The sequence below is a fragment of the Veillonella sp. 3_1_44 genome (genome assembly GCF_000163715.1).
GTDB classification, from domain to species: domain Bacteria; phylum Bacillota; class Negativicutes; order Veillonellales; family Veillonellaceae; genus Veillonella; species Veillonella parvula_A.
In genome coordinates this window covers 643,291-659,378 of record NZ_GG770199.1, presented here as the reverse complement: position 1 = coordinate 659,378, position 16,088 = coordinate 643,291, and the positions used below count along the sequence as shown (strand labels likewise).

Genomic DNA, 16,088 nt, shown 5'->3' with positions numbered 1-16,088 from the left:
TTATGTATAAGATATCCCTGCCATGTGCGTGTGATATCGCAGTTTTGAGCCAACACATTTACTTTGGGAGTCTGAACTCTCGTCTGAACGTTACGCCCTTACGGGACAACTGCAGGATGAGGAGGACACCCACCTGCCCTTGCAGGATCAAAACGCGGTACATTACGGCATGGTGGGGCTTTTTTGCGTGTAAAAATAGACTGAAATATCATATACTATAAATATATCTTTGGTAAGAATTTAAACTTTTTAAAATCTTAAGAGTCCTAAATGTCATAAACGTCATAAATGTCTTGCCAATATTATCAGTGTTACCGAGTTACTGATGTTATTAGGCTTTTATGACGGGGAAGTAATTGTTTTTTGATTGAATAGTTATAGATATGAAAATACGACAGTTAAACTGAGTGAGAATTGAGGTGATAGAATGGATAGTTTGTTTGATATGACACCTACAAATACATACGAGCCGCTTCCTGTACGAATGCGTCCTACTAAACTAGATCATTTATATGGTCAAGAGAAGGCCGTAGGTAAGGGGACTTTCTTGAGAGCTATGGTAGAGAAGGATACAATACCATCTATGCTTTTTTATGGGCCTTGTGGAACGGGTAAGACTACATTAGCCGGAATCATAGCTAAGGTGAGCAATAGTTATTTTGTAAATCTGAATGCTACTAACGCTGGTATTGGTGAGTTGCGTACTATCATTGAAGACGCGCGAAAACGGGTTCGTTCTTTACAGCAACGAACAATTCTATTCCTTGATGAAATCCATCGCTTTAATAAAAGCCAACAAGATGTGTTGTTACCCTGTGTAGAGGATGGTACTATCATTCTTATTGGCGCTACTACAGAGAATCCGTTCTTTGAAGTTAATAGACCACTTTTATCTCGTTTGCGTCTTATTACATTAGAAGCACTTACACCAAAGGCTATCGGTCAAATTTTACGTCGCGCCATTACCGATGAAGAGGTAGGCCTTGGCAAACGCCATCTACAGGTAACCGATGAAGTTCTGGAGGATGTGGGGATTTTCGTCAATGGCGATGGGCGTATGGCTCTCAATATTCTTGAACAAGCAGCAGCTATGGTTCCTGATGAGGGGATGATTACTATTGAAGTTCTCGAAAAGGTCGTAGGTCGTCGCATATATACATACGATAAAAAAGGTGATAGTCATTACGATACAATTTCAGCTTTTATTAAAAGTATGCGTGGCTCCGATGTGCAGGCAACAGTACATTATTTAGCGCGTATGATTGAAGCCGGAGAGGATCCTAACTTCATTGCTCGTCGTATTGTTATTTGTGCAGCAGAGGATGTAGGTCTTGCGGATCCACAAGCTCTCATACTCGCAAATGCAGCAGCTCAAGCGGCTCATATGGTAGGTTTTCCGGAGGCGCGCATTATATTATCTGAGGCTGCGTGCTATGTTGCTCTCGCACCTAAAAGTAATTCTGCTTATGTAGCTATTGATGCCGCGATATCTGATGTGCGACATAAGGATTGTGGACAAGTACCGGATCATTTGAAAGATAGTCACTATAGCGGGGCTAGTAAATTAGGCCATGGGAAAGCTTATAAGTATGCCCATAATTATCCTAATGGATTTGTAAAACAGCAGTATTTACCAACGCCTCTAGTCGATGCAACCTACTATAAGGGCATAAAGAGAGGGACTGAGGAACAGTTACTTCACGACTGGGAGAAACGTTGTAAAAATTAACTTAATATTACGATATATGCTATAATATAATGATAAGTTAATTTACTGTAATGTTATATAAGTAAGGGGTTTGTATAGATTTATGGCAGAAGAAAATACTTCCACCAAAAGACGCAACACACGCCGTAAGCGAACAAGTACAAAACAGCAATCAAAGTCTCAAAGTTTTTCTTTGCGCAGCGAAGTGAAAGGCCTTATTGTCATTGCCTTTGCTGTGATTTCCTTTCTGGGCTTTTTCGGCTTTGAACTCGGCCTTGTAGGACAGATTTTAACAGGTATATTCCGTTATGGCTTTGGCTTAGGGGGGATTATTCCTTGTTTATGTGTTTTCTGGTTAGGTTGGAGATTATTATATAAGGATACATTTATTTCCATTACAAAACGAGGGGTTGTAATGACCTTGTTTTTCCTATTTTTGTTAGCTCTTGTTCCCTTGTGGCGCGTTCCTGAGGGGCAGGAACTCATTACTACACAACTAGCTAATCAAGGTGGTTTCGTAGGTGGTGCAATTGCTACATTCCTTCGTACACTATTAGGCAATCTAGGGGCTATTATTCTTGATGTATTCTTACTCATAGCTTTTGGATTACTGGTGACACGTTTGTCTTTGCGCAGTGGATTACAGAAGGCCGCGGACAAAACACAGGTTGGCCTTGATGTTGCAAAAGAGGTAGCTGCCGAGAAGGTTGCTGTTGCAAAAGAAGTCTTTGAAGATTGGAATGAACAACGTAAAGAAGCGGCAGAACAGCGTAAAGCTTATAACAGGGAAAAAGATACACGCTTTGCTGATGCGGCAGATCAAGCATTAGATGCCCTAGAAAAACAAGGCATTGCTACTGGAAGAGACCTTTTTGACTCTACCACAGCTGTAGATGTTGATCCTATTGAAGATACAGTTACTACTATGGAGTCACAAAGAACTCCTACATCTTGGAAGGAATTGGCTGAGATAGAAGCACGTAATCGTGCGGCTGAGCAATTGGCTAATATATCTGAAGCATCTGGTGATGCTAAGTCTTATGAAGCTGATAATTTTGAACAATTCTCTGATACGCATAGATCTACGAGTGATGATTATGTATATGTTCCAGATGAGGACTATTCATATACACCAGATGAAGAGTATTCAGATGAGGGTGGAACTGTAGAAAACTCTGATGATGAAGAACCAGAATTCTCTTATCAAAATACAACAATAGGACCATTGGAAACGAATCACGGTGCTATTGCCTCCGCTGTGCCAGGAACGGGTGCAGCGGCAAGTTCTGTAAGTGCTGGAGCTGGTATGGCAGGTATGGGGTTACAAGTACCGTCCATTATTAGTACTACAGAAGATACGGCGCAAGTAGCTGTATCTAAAGATGGACAGATTCATCGGTCCTATGATAGACCTTACCATTTCCCAAGCCTAGATATTTTGGCGAAAGGGAAGGGGAGTCAAAACAATGGTGAAGAAGTAGCACAAAATGCGATGATGCTTGAACATGTATTGAGTGACTTTGGTATTACTGCAAAGGTTGTTAATGCTACACAAGGCCCAACTGTTACACGTTATGAAATTGAACCTGCACCAGGCGTGAAAGTGAGTCGTATCGTTAATTTAACAGATGATATTGCCCTCAACTTAGCAGCGCAACATATCCGTATGGAGGCTCCGATTCCAGGTAAATCTGCCATCGGTATTGAGGTCCCTAATAAAACGACAGAAGCCGTTCATTTACGCGATGTACTTGATTGCAGTGACTTTAAAGATGCTCGTGGAGGTATTCCTGTCGGCCTTGGTAAGGATATTGCAGGAAAGCCTGTTATTACAGACCTTGCGAAGATGCCTCACTTGCTCGTAGCTGGTACAACTGGCTCTGGTAAATCCGTATGTGTAAATACATTAATTTCTAGTATTCTCTTTAGCCGCAAACCGGAAGAGGTTAAGTTATTATTAATCGACCCTAAGATGGTTGAATTGTCTATTTACAATGGGATTCCGCACTTGATGGCTCCAGTTGTAACGGATATGAAAAAAGCAGCAGCTGTATTGCGTTGGGCCGTTCGTGAAATGGAGGCTCGTTATAAGGCGTTTGCTGCATCTGGTAAACGTGATATCAAGAGCTATAATGAAGCGCATCCTAAGGCTGCTATGCCGCTAATCGTGTTGATTATCGACGAGTTAGCTGATCTTATGATGACGGCTCCTGATGATATTGAAGAATCTATTAGTCGTTTAGCACAAATGGCTCGTGCTGCAGGTATTCACATGGTTCTTGCTACGCAGCGGCCATCTGTTAACGTTATTACCGGTTCTATCAAGGCCAATGTGCCAAGTCGTATTTCCTTTGCTGTAGGCTCTCAAATTGACTCTCGTACCATTCTTGATATGGCAGGAGCAGAGAAACTATTGGGTAAAGGGGATATGTTATTTGCTCCGATTGGTGCTAATAAACCTATTCGTGTACAAGGGGCCTTCATTTCTGATGATGAGGTAGAAAAACTTGTAGAGTTTGTGAAAGCTCAACGAGAACCAGAATATGATAATACGGTAACTCAAGAAGTGGAAAAGGAAGCTGAAAAAGAATCTTCTGATAATAATGATGTTTACCGCGATGAATTATTAGAGCGAGCTGTCAATCTCGTTATGGAATCTGGTCAAGCTTCCGTATCGATGTTGCAACGTCGTTTCCGTATAGGTTACACCCGTGCGGCACGTCTTGTAGATACAATGGAAGACCTTAAAATCGTTGGCCCTAGCATGGGCAGTAAGGCTCGAGAAATTTTAATGAGCCCTGAACAAGCTAAGGCTAGATATTTCTCCGATTCTAATGATGAGCAATAATTAGCTAATTACTATATGAATATTACGTAGATTTAGAAAGGAACGAAAATGGCTGAATTAGGCGAAGAATTACGACGTGAACGGGTAAGACGTAATCTAACCTTTAAAGATGTGGAGCAAGTGCTGCACATTAAAACAACCTATTTAGAGGCTATCGAAGATGGTAACTATGATATCATTCCTGGTCAAGTCTACGTAAAAGGTTTTATTCGAAACTATGGTAACTACTTAGATCTTGATGGGGATCGCTTGGTGAAAGTATATCAGGGCCAAGTAGGAGACATAGATACCTTTTCTTTACGTTCTGTTACAAGACGGAAGGCTCAAGCAACTCCTAATTTGGTACAAAGTGAGTTTGTTGAATATCAAACATCTAAAAAGCGTATGTCCTTAGAAACGCGTCAACGAAAACGTCAACGCTCTATTGTACAAGAACGCATTATTTTAGGGATTATTTTAGTTTGCATGGCATTATTTTTACTATGGTTATTCCTGTTCTAGTATCTGATTAGGCATGATAGAAAGGCATTTACACAATCAATGGATAGATTTTTAGTAACAGAACCTTCGGATATGAAGGAACGTGGTTGGGCTGAATTAGATTTCGTTCTCATCAGTGGGGACGCTTATGTGGACCATCCATCCTTTGCGCCTGCAGTTATCGGTAGATACTTGGAATCCAAAGGTTATCGTGTAGGCATTATAGATCAACCAGATTGGAATGATGTAGAGGCTTTTAAAAAACTAGGTAAACCACGTCTAGCATCCCTTGTTACGGCAGGGAATTTAGATTCAATGCTTAATAAATTTACGGCAGCAAAGAAAGTTCGCCGTCAAGATGATTATTCTCCAGGTGGTGAGTCAGGTCATCGTCCAGATCGTGCTACCTTGGTATATGCTAACCGTATGAAGGAGGCTTACAGTGATGTACCTCTTATCATTGGTGGTATAGAAGCGTCTTTGCGTCGCTTTGGTCATTATGACTATTGGTCAGATACGGTGCGTCGATCCATCTTAGTAGATTCTAAGGCCGATGTACTCGTCTATGGCATGGGAGAACTTCAAATTGTTGAACTAGCTGATGCCTTAGATCAGGGGCGATTTAAAGAGTCTTTGCCATCTATACGTGGCATTTGCTACATGGCAAAGGAAATTCCAACTATTGACTATGTAGAGTGCCCATCGTATGAAGCTATTAAGGCGGATAAGATGGATTTTGCCGATGCATTCCGCATTCAATACGATGAACAAGATCCGTTCTATGGACGTATTGTAGTCCAAAAGCATGGTGATAGATATCTCATTCAGAACACGCCTGCCTTGCCATTGACACAGGAGGAAATGGACGGTGTCTATAACTTGCCATATACTCGAAAGTGGCATCCTAAATACGATGATAAGGGTGGTGTGCCAGCATTAAGCGAAGTTCAATTTAGCCTTGTGAGCCAACGAGGTTGCTTTGGCAGTTGTTCTTTCTGTGCTATTACTAATCACCAAGGGCGTATCATCCAGAATCGTAGTCATGAGTCTTTGATTGAAGAAGCTCACATGATGATCAAGATGGACAACTTTAAAGGGTATATTCATGATGTAGGGGGCCCTACGGCAAACTTCCGCCATCTAGCTTGCGATAAACAAGCTGTCTATGGTGCGTGTAAAGGTCGTACTTGTGCGGCTCCAGAGCCTTGTGAAAACTTGAATACAAATCATGATGACTATATTGCTTTACTACGTAAATTACGTAAACTAAAAGGTGTAAAAAAGGTATTTGTTCGTTCTGGTTTGCGTTATGACTATGTACTGGCCGATAACAATAAAGACTTTGTGCGGGAACTTTGTGAGTTTCACGTAAGTGGGCAGCTAAAGGTAGCTCCAGAACATGTATCTAAACGGGTTACCAATATGATGGGGAAAGCTGGTAAAGAAGAATTCCTAACCTTTAAGTCTTGGTTTGAAGAGGCAAATAAAAAGCTTGGTAAGAAACAATACTTAGTACCGTACTTTATGAGCTCTCATCCCGGTTGTGCCCTAGAGGATGCTATTGAATTAGCGGAATTTTTACGAGATCACCATATGTACCCAGAGCAAGTACAGGATTTTATTCCTACGCCGGGTAGCCTTTCTACTTGTATGTATTATACGGGCATTAATCCACTAGATGGAAAACCTGTATATGTTGCTAAAAAGGGTAGAGATAAAGCAAAACAGCGCGCATTGATGCAGTTTAAAAATATTGAAAACTATGACCTTGTTAAAGAGGCTCTCATAGAAGCCAATCGACGTGATTTAATTGGCTTTGGCCCAGAATGTTTAATTCCACCCCGACCAATTGGTGGAAATTCTAAGCGTATTAGCCAATCTAGTAAATCTCGTAATGGCAAACGAGGTTGCGAATCTAGGAATCGATGCCAGACTGGAAAAAGGCGTAGTAGAGATGTGACTAAAGTTCGTACATCTAATAAAAGTTTTGGTGGTCGTTACATGTAGGGAGTAGCTCTAGCTACTCTCATTTTAAGATACTTTATGTCTTATGGGAGGCATATATGAAACGATGGATTGCTCCGAGCATCTTAGCATTATTTGTGGTAGGAATGTTGATCTATGGCATAAACTTTTACCAACAAGAACAAATAGAACAGGCCAAAGAGCCTATTCGTGGTGAAATTATAGTCTATACGGACTTACCTAATACTTTGACAGCTATGCTTGCTGAGCGTTATGAAGAGGAACAAAAGGTAAAAGTCACTGTAATGCCTCTTACAGAGGAACAAATGTCACAACGGTCGGCTTCTACAGTGGCTGATACTTCTGGTGATTTGGTGCTAACTTCTGAAGATAATCTCGTAATTGGTGCCAATGCAGGTAAATATATGCCCATCGTCAATGAACGTATTGACGAGGTACGTGATAATCTAAAGGATCCAAATGGCTATTGGGTTGGTATTTGGTATGATCCCATCGTATTTGTTCAGAATGATACCTTCCATAATGGCATTGGTAAATATATTACTACATGGGATACATTGGGAAAACAAGGTGATTGGTCTATCGTTATGACCGATTTTGTAGCATCTCAGAATGCGGCCAATTTGCTATATAATATGGTAGAGTATAAAGGGGAACCAGAGGCTCTTGAATACTTATATAGTTTGAAGCCCCATGTGGTTCAACATGCTAAATTTTTGTCTACTCCAATACGCCTAACTGCGCTAGGGGAGACAAATATTGGTATTGGTAACTTGTCTGATGCGGCGCAATATAGTCATCATGGGTATCCAATTAAGATCATTTATCCTAAAGATGGTACGTCTTATTATGTGACTGGTGCTGCCGTTTTAAAAAATTCAAAACATAAAGCAGATAGTGTAGAGTTTATTAATTGGTTACTATCTTCTAAAACGGCGAAATATATGGTAGAAAAGAATTTTACTTATATATTTACTAATCCTGAGATGGATGAGCCAAAAGATTCTATGGGGCATGATTTAGTATTATGGCCTGTGAATGGTGGCTATACTCTAGAAGGTAAAAAGTTACTATTAAATCATTGGGTTAGTCAAGTACGATTCCGTAAGGACTAAGTCAGTTGTATAAATGAAATAAATAAAAAAGAATCTAGTGACGAAAGGATATAGAATGGGGAAAAAATTAGGATATGTTAGCCTAGGTTGTGCTAAAAATTTAGTAGATACAGAGGTAATGTTAGGCTTATTGAGAGATAATGGCTATTCGATTACAGAAGACTTAAGCGAAGCAGATCTTATCGTTGTAAATACCTGTACTTTTATTGAAAAAGCTAAGGCTGAGTCTATAAATACCATCCTTGAGGTTGCCCAATATAAGGAGGATGGTACTTGTAAGGGCCTTATCGTAGCAGGTTGTCTTAGCCAACAATATCAGGATGAATTATTCCAAGAAATTCCTGAAATTGATGCATTAATCGGTACCGGTGCATGGGATCAAGTTATGGTAGCCGTTGATGCTATTGAGCACGGCAATCGCAGTTGTATCATGGAAAATATTACGAATATCTATGATGAGCGCATGCCTCGTATTCAAACAACACCTCGTTATAGTGCATATGTAAAAATTGCAGAAGGCTGTAATAACGGGTGTACATTCTGTATTATTCCTAAGGTACGCGGTGCATTCCGTAGTCGTACTATTGAGTCTATTAAGGCTGAAGTGGAACGATTGGCTGCGACCGGGGTTAAGGAAGTTGTCCTTATCGCTCAAGATACAACGAGCTATGGTATCGACCTTAATGCTGGCAAACCATTATTGACGACATTGTTAAAAGAATTAACAACTGTAGAAGGCATAGAATGGATTCGCATGCTATACCTATATCCGACATTTTTCTCTGATGAATTGTTAGATATTATTGTTAATGAGCCAAAGCTTTGTAAATATGTAGATATTCCATTGCAACATGTTAATAACGATATTTTGAAACAAATGAATCGCCGAGACGATCGCAATGATATTGAGCGCTTGCTTAAGAAGATTAGAAATGCACCGACTCATATTACATTGCGCACCTCTATCATCGTTGGATTTCCTGGTGAAACAGATGAACAATTTGAGGAACTTTGTGACTTTGTAAAAGAAATCAAATTCGATAATATGGGCGTATTTACGTATTCTCAAGAAGATGGTACACCAGCTGGTGCTCGTGAAGACCAAATACCAGAAGAGGTCAAAGAAGAGCGTTATCACGTTCTTATGTCCATCCAAGCTGCTATCTCTGAAGAGAACAATCGCAATTTAGAAGGTACCATTGATTATGCTATGGTAGAGGAAATCGAAGAAGGCGAGAATAACACATTGCTTGCAAAAGGTCGATTGAAATCTCAAGCACCTGATGTAGATGGTAATATGTACATTGAAGACTGCGGTGAAGACATTCAACCTGGTGATATTCTTAAGGTACAAGTAGAGCAAGGCTTTGCTTATGATGTAGTAGCTACGGTTGTAGAATAATACACAGTTCGATACATTCGATTGTGGAGGTGATCTGATGATTGTAGAACTTATTTCTACAGGTTCAGAATTATTGCTAGGTGATACAGTAAATACGAATGTATCTTGGCTAGCACAAGAGTTAAATAAATTAGGATATACCATTGCCCATCAATCGGTGGTAGGTGATAATCCGAAACGAATGGCTGAAGTTTTTCAGCTCGCTAGTACAAGGGCTGATATCGTTATTAGTACTGGTGGGCTAGGACCAACGCAGGGCGACATTACACGTAATGTACTTGCCGATTCAATTGGCAGACCTATTGTGTTTAATCAAGAGGCCATGAACGAGCTTGAAAGATTCTTTAAAAGTGTAAACCGTACTATACCCGATGCGAGTCGGCGAGAAGCACAATTACCAAAAGGGGCAAAGGTATTATATAACCCTGTTGGAGTTGCTCCAGGTGTAGTCGTTGAAGATGGCGACACTACGTACATACTTTTACCTGGACCTCCTGGAGAAATGAAGGGCGTGTTCCAAGAGAGCGTAGTTCCTTATTTAAATGGCCGATTTGGTTCTCAAGGTGTTGTTACATCCTATCGTTATGGCGTATATGATATTCGTGAAATTGATTTAGAAAGCACCTTGATGGATCTAATTAAGAAGCAATCTAATCCGACCATTGCTTTACTCATTAAAAAAGGCTACATTGAGGTTCGTATCACTGCTAAGGCTGAAACATTAGAAGCGGCACAAGACCTACTTAATCCTTGGGATGCAATCATACGAGAACGCTTAGGCTCTCGCATAGGGCGCAACTTAACAATTTCTATGGAGGAAACATTAGGTCGAACCTTGTTAGAGGAACATAGTACTATTAGTACTGCTGAATCATGTACATCAGGATTGGTTGGTAAGCTTCTTACTAATGTCAGTGGTAGTAGTGAGTACTATATGGGTGGTGTCATTTCGTATAGTAATGATGTGAAACATCGTGTTTTAGGTGTACCACAAGATATGTTAGATACATATGGCGCTGTTAGTGAACAAGTGGCTAAGGCTATGGCAGAGGGGGCACGAACTGTTGGCCAAACAACATATGCTGTTTCTACGACAGGCATAGCTGGTCCTGGAGGTGGTACTCGAGAAAAGCCTGTTGGTCTTGTATGGTTTGGTGTTACTGGTCCATATGGCACAGTGGCCCATAAAGCTAATTTAATTGGCAATCGAGAAGATATTAGACAAAGTGCGGCAGAACTAGCACTATACTATGTTTATACTTATATAACAGAAAAGGGGAAATAAAATAATGGCTGTAGATGGCAGACAAGCAGCGTTGGATAACGCGTTAAAACAAATTGAAAAAGATTTTGGTAAAGGTGCTATTATGCGTCTTGGTGAAGCGGCAGATCGCATGAATGTAGAGGTGATTTCCTCTGGTTCTCTTGCTATCGATATTGCTGTTGGTGTAGGTGGATTCCCTCGTGGTCGTGTAATTGAAATCTACGGTCCAGAATCTTCTGGTAAAACAACAGTCGCTCTTCACGCTGTAGCAGAAGCTCAAAAACAAGGTGGTATTGCAGCATTTATTGATGCGGAACATGCGATGGATCCTGTATATGCTCGCAACTTGGGGGTAGACATCAATAATTTGTTGATTTCTCAACCAGATAATGGAGAACAAGCTCTAGAAATTACAGAAGCTCTTGTTCGCAGTGGTGCAGTAGATATTGTTGTAGTTGACTCCGTAGCGGCTTTGGTTCCTAAAGCGGAAATCGATGGCGAAATGGGCGATGCTCACGTAGGCTTACAAGCTCGTTTGATGAGTAAAGCTTTGCGCAAATTGACTGGTATCATCAGTAAATCCAAAACAGTTGTTATCTTCATCAACCAATTGCGTGAAAAAGTAGGTGTTATGTTCGGTAATCCTGAAACAACGACTGGTGGTCGTGCGTTGAAATTCTATTCTTCCGTACGACTTGATGTTCGTAAAGGGGAATTAATTAAAGCAAACAACGAAAATGTTGGCGCTCGAACAAAAGTCAAAGTTGTCAAAAATAAGGTGGCACCTCCATTTAAGACAGCTGAATTTGATTTGATGTATGGCGAAGGTATCTCTAAAACTGGCACACTTATTGATATTGGTACAAATATGGAAATTATTAATAAATCTGGTGCTTGGTACTCCTATAATGGGGAACGTATGGGGCAAGGTAAGGAAGCGGCTAAACAATACTTGTTAGAGAATCCACAAATAGCTGATGAAATCGATCGCATTATTCGTGATACATTGGCTGTTGGCACTGAAGAAATCGATGTAATTGGTGAAGAAGTAACTGAAGAAGTATAATCATGAGTGACGAAACGATGCAAGCTGCTATGGATCAAGCGTATCGCTTCCTAGCTCAGCGCTTCCTTAGTTCTTATGAGCTGACGCAAAAAATGAGACGTAAACAATTCGAGGACCCTATCATTGAGAGGGTCCTTGAGCGCCTTAAAGATTATGATTACATTAATGATGAACGTTTATCTGAGCAGGTATTAGCGTATTTGATGAAAGAACAGAAATACGGTGCTTATATGATTAAGCAAAAAATGAAACTTCGAGGACTTGCGATTCCTCAAGAAATTTCTGCTTATGATGAGGTAAAAGCTGCTTATCGGGTGGTAGAAAAAAAATTTGGATCTATTCTCAATGAAGAGAAGACTCCTCGGGTAAAAGTTTTTAGTTTTCTCAAATACAGGGGGTTCTCAACAAGCACAATTCAAGTTGTATGCAATGATTTTTATGAATAAATTCTGCTTTTTGAGAGGCCTTGGTAGGCTTGTAAAATCTTGACAGAAAGGGCTTTGAAGTCTAAAATTAATAATAGCCTTATTTATTTATATGATGATATGGCTAATTGATAATTTAATGCATAAAGGGCATAAAAAGGAGCATGAAAGCTCAATTTTGAGAAATAAAAAGGAGGTGAAAGAAATTTTAGAGTATAGTCTAATTGCAGTGGTAATGGTACTGATTGGACTAGGGGTAGGCTATTTTTTAAGAAAAAATATTGCTGAAGGAAAACTGAATCAAGCTGAACAAGAGGCTGCTCGCATCATTGCAAATGGTGAACGCACAGCTGAGTCTAAAAAGAAAGAAGCTTTATTAGAAGCGAAAGAAGAAATTCATAAGCTCCGTTCTGATGTAGAACGAGAAAATAAAGATCGTCGTTCTGAACTTCAACGTATGGAACGTCGTATTCTTCAGAAAGAAGAATCTTTGGATAAAAAATTAGACAATATTGAGCACAAAGAGGAAGCTTTACATCGCAAAGAAGCTGACTTAGCCCAAAGCCGTGAAAAGGTAGAAGCTTTGTATGAAAAACAAATGGCAGAATTGGAACGTATTTCTGGCATGACGTTCGAAGAAGCAAAAAATATCTTGTTAACGAATGTGGAACAAGAAATCCGTCATGAAACGGCGATTATGGTTAAGGAAATGGAGCAGCAAGCTAAGGATGAAGCGGAGAAAAAAGCGAAAGAAATTATCTCCTCTGCTATCCAACGTTGTGCAGCTGACCATGTAGCGGAAACTACCGTATCCGTAGTGGCATTGCCTAATGATGAAATGAAGGGGCGCATTATCGGTCGTGAGGGCCGTAACATTCGTGCACTCGAAACATTAACAGGTATTGATTTGATTATCGATGACACACCAGAAGCAGTTATTCTTTCCGGCTTCGATCCAATTCGTCGTGAAGTGGCTCGTATTGCGCTGGAAAAATTGATTGTAGATGGTCGTATCCATCCAGCTCGTATTGAAGAAATGGTTGGTAAAGCTCGTAAAGAGGTGGACCAAACTATTAAAGAGGCTGGTGAACAAGCGACATTTGAAGCTGATGTTCATGGCTTACATCCTGAAATTGTTAAGATTTTAGGCCGTTTGAAATATCGTACTAGTTATGGTCAAAACGTATTGAAACATTCCATTGAAGTATCTCATTTAGCAGGTTTAATGGCAGCTGAACTAGGCTGTGATGTAACTTTGGCTAAACGAGGTGGTTTGATTCATGATATTGGTAAAGCATTAGACCGTGAACTTGAAGGTTCTCATGTTCAAATCGGTGTTGATGTGGCTCGTAAATATCGTGAAAGTGCAGCAGTAATTAACTGTATTGGTGCTCATCATGGTGATGAAGAGTTCCAAACTGTAGAAGCTGTATTAGTAGCTGCCGCTGATGCTATCTCCGCTGCCCGTCCAGGAGCACGTCGAGAAACATTAGAAAACTACTTAAAACGTTTATCTAAATTGGAAGAAATCGCTGAATCCTTCGAAGGCGTTGAAAAATGTTTTGCTATTCAAGCCGGTCGTGAGATTCGCGTTGTAGTAAAACCGGATAAGATTGATGAAGCTGAGTCTACATTACTTGTTCGGAATATCGTAAAACGCATCGAGTCAGAACTTGAATATCCAGGCCAAATTAAGGTCGTAATTATTCGTGAAACTCGCGTTGTGGATTACGCAAAATAATATGCTATAAGCGATAAGTATAGGCTGCAATGTTTTCATTGCAGCCTATTGTTATCAAAGTTTCGGTAATTATATATTGCTATATACGGCGTATAGGAATCATCATTTACATTGTGTTGTAGATGATGATTCCTATGATTCGTATCAAGTTATTTATACTTTTTTAATAATTTAATTGATTAAAATGCTTTACAAATAGAGGATTTTTTATTTGTATATAGAATTAATATATATATGGGGAAGGAGGCGTTGGCTATGAGCCGATATTTTGAAAATGAGTTGATTGAACAAATCAAAGATGCTAATGATATCGTGTCAGTTGTATCCGAGCATGTAGCCTTAAAGAAACGCGGCAAGAACTATTGGGGTTGTTGTCCATTTCATAATGAAAAAACGCCATCCTTTAGTGTAGCCCCTGAAAAGGGTTTTTATTATTGCTTTGGGTGCCATGCATCAGGAAATGCTATTAAATTTCTTATGGAATTAGAGCATTTAACTTTTGTAGAAGCCCTAGAGCGGCTAGCTAATCGAGCTAATATTCCATTGCCAGAGGCGAAACTTTCACCTGAGCAAAGAGCTAGAGATGAAAGACGCAAAAAACTGTATGAAGCTTCTGATTTAGCGGCTACTTTTTTCCATAACTGTCTTACTCAAACTTCTATTGGTAAAGTGGGATTAGATTATTTGAAAAAGCGAGGACTCACACAAGCGACCATAGAAACATTTAAGCTTGGTTTTGCTCCTGATGGTTGGGATAAGTTGTATCGTGCCTTTCATGACCGTGGCATTGATGATTCCATTCTCTTGGAGTTGAATCTTGTCCGAAAGAATCAAAAGGGTCAATTTTATGACTTCTTCAGAAATAGAATTATGTTCCCCATTATGGATGGTAAAGGGCGAGTAGTTGCTTTTGGTGGACGTGTTATGGATGACAGTACACCAAAATATTTAAACTCTCCAGAGTCATCAATCTTTGAAAAAGGTAAACTTCTATTTGCTTTTGATAAGGCTTATAAATCTATTCGTGAGGAAAAACAAGCTATTCTTGTAGAAGGCTATATGGATGTTATATCTGCTCATAATCATGGTGTTACTAATGTAGTCGCATCATTGGGGACTGCTTATACAAGAGATCATGGACATATCTTGATGAGGCAGGCTGAAGAAATCGTGTTAGCTTATGATATGGATGGTGCTGGTCGTCAGGCGGCTGCTAGAGCTATTGAATTATTGCAAAATACGGATTTTAAGGTGCGTGTCCTTGCCATGCCAGACGGCAAAGATCCAGATGATTATGTGCGTAATCATGGGGGACAGGCATTTAAGGAGTTAGTTGCTAAAGCTGTTAAGCCTCTTGATTATCTATTAAGTGAGTCTTTAATTAAACACGATACAAATGATACAGAAGGAAAGCAGGCTGTTATGGCAGATGTTTTCCCATATATTGCAAATATAGATAGTCAAACGCAGAGAGATGATGCTTTAAAAACATTGGCATTGCCATTATGGCTTGATAATAGTACTATTTTTAGATACTTTAGAGATTATGTGAAAAAAGGACAAATTGAATTAGTGGATACTGCATCAACACCCTTGCCAACACAGGATTTACCAAGGGGTGATGCGGAAAAATTATTGTCCTTAGCTTTCACAAATGGCGAAGTATTACAACATATGATGAGCTATTTGCCATTAGAGGACTTTGAAAAAATTGAATATCGGGGTATAATAGAAAAGCTATTCACCTTGTATAAGTCCGAAGGTCGTCTAGATGAAACTGCAATTCAGTCTGTTTTATCTTCTCAAGAATACGATATTTACTCTAGGTTGGTCGTCATGAGTGACGATGAATATAAGGTACAAGTGCCTGCATTAATTCGCAAGATAAGGCTCCATTCATTGCGTGAACAGTATAAAGCGCATTCGATTATGGCGGATCAATTAAAAAGAGCAGGAGATTCGACGTTTATTAGCGAATTACATAAGTGTCAAGAAATACAGAATTTAATTAGAGAATGGTCTAAGTAAATCATTAATGGTTAAAAAGGAGAGC

At 39.8% G+C, this 16,088-nt stretch carries 11 protein-coding genes and 1 other RNA gene; all 12 read left to right on the top strand.

Translation table 11 applies throughout. From position 1 onward, the window contains the following. Window positions 1-11: 11 nt before the first annotated feature. The 12 genes from ssrS to dnaG all read left to right on the top strand — a co-directional run bounded on the left by ssrS (window position 12) and on the right by dnaG (window position 16,063). A non-coding RNA gene (gene ssrS / locus HMPREF0873_RS09860) (6S RNA) lies at window positions 12-183 on the top strand. 244 nt (window positions 184-427) lie between these two features. Then, window positions 428-1,729, top strand: coding sequence for a replication-associated recombination protein A (locus HMPREF0873_RS03065; protein ID WP_004698739.1), 1,302 nt, complete (start codon window positions 428-430; stop codon window positions 1,727-1,729). Window positions 1,730-1,811: 82 nt separating this feature from the next. After that, complete coding sequence (locus tag HMPREF0873_RS03060; RefSeq protein WP_038125475.1) at window positions 1,812-4,556, top strand: DNA translocase FtsK; 2,745 nt, start codon at window positions 1,812-1,814, stop codon at window positions 4,554-4,556. Window positions 4,557-4,604: 48 nt separating this feature from the next. Then, window positions 4,605-5,057 carry a helix-turn-helix transcriptional regulator gene (locus HMPREF0873_RS03055; protein WP_004698676.1) on the top strand — a complete coding sequence of 151 codons (453 nt, stop codon included), beginning with the start codon at window positions 4,605-4,607 and terminating at the stop codon, window positions 5,055-5,057. Between the two features lie 39 nt (window positions 5,058-5,096). Continuing rightward, a complete protein-coding gene (locus HMPREF0873_RS03050) occupies window positions 5,097-7,043 on the top strand; it encodes a YgiQ family radical SAM protein (protein WP_004698698.1) in 1,947 nt (648 codons plus the stop codon). A 56-nt stretch (window positions 7,044-7,099) separates the two neighbouring features. After that, window positions 7,100-8,137: an ABC transporter substrate-binding protein gene (locus HMPREF0873_RS03045; protein ID WP_008601367.1), complete on the top strand. Its 1,038-nt coding sequence runs from the start codon at window positions 7,100-7,102 to the stop codon at window positions 8,135-8,137. Between the two features lie 55 nt (window positions 8,138-8,192). Further along, complete coding sequence (gene rimO / locus HMPREF0873_RS03040; RefSeq protein WP_004696407.1) at window positions 8,193-9,539, top strand: 30S ribosomal protein S12 methylthiotransferase RimO; 1,347 nt, start codon at window positions 8,193-8,195, stop codon at window positions 9,537-9,539. A gap of 37 nt (window positions 9,540-9,576) precedes the next feature. Then, the gene (locus tag HMPREF0873_RS03035; protein WP_008714256.1) at window positions 9,577-10,824 is read left to right on the top strand and encodes a competence/damage-inducible protein A; all 1,248 of its coding nucleotides are present in this window, start codon (window positions 9,577-9,579) and stop codon (window positions 10,822-10,824) included. 4 nt (window positions 10,825-10,828) lie between these two features. Next, the gene (gene recA, locus HMPREF0873_RS03030; RefSeq protein ID WP_004696404.1) at window positions 10,829-11,869 is read left to right on the top strand and encodes a recombinase RecA; all 1,041 of its coding nucleotides are present in this window, start codon (window positions 10,829-10,831) and stop codon (window positions 11,867-11,869) included. A gap of 2 nt (window positions 11,870-11,871) precedes the next feature. Beyond that, on the top strand, window positions 11,872-12,315 hold the full coding sequence (locus HMPREF0873_RS03025) for a regulatory protein RecX (RefSeq protein WP_004696402.1): 444 nt from the start codon (window positions 11,872-11,874) through the stop codon (window positions 12,313-12,315). Window positions 12,316-12,433: 118 nt separating this feature from the next. Further along, complete coding sequence (gene rny / locus HMPREF0873_RS03020) at window positions 12,434-14,035, top strand: ribonuclease Y (RefSeq protein ID WP_004696400.1); 1,602 nt, start codon at window positions 12,434-12,436, stop codon at window positions 14,033-14,035. A gap of 255 nt (window positions 14,036-14,290) precedes the next feature. Beyond that, window positions 14,291-16,063 carry a DNA primase gene (dnaG, locus tag HMPREF0873_RS03015; RefSeq protein WP_038125471.1) on the top strand — a complete coding sequence of 591 codons (1,773 nt, stop codon included), beginning with the start codon at window positions 14,291-14,293 and terminating at the stop codon, window positions 16,061-16,063. The last annotated feature ends 25 nt before the right edge of the window (window positions 16,064-16,088 follow it).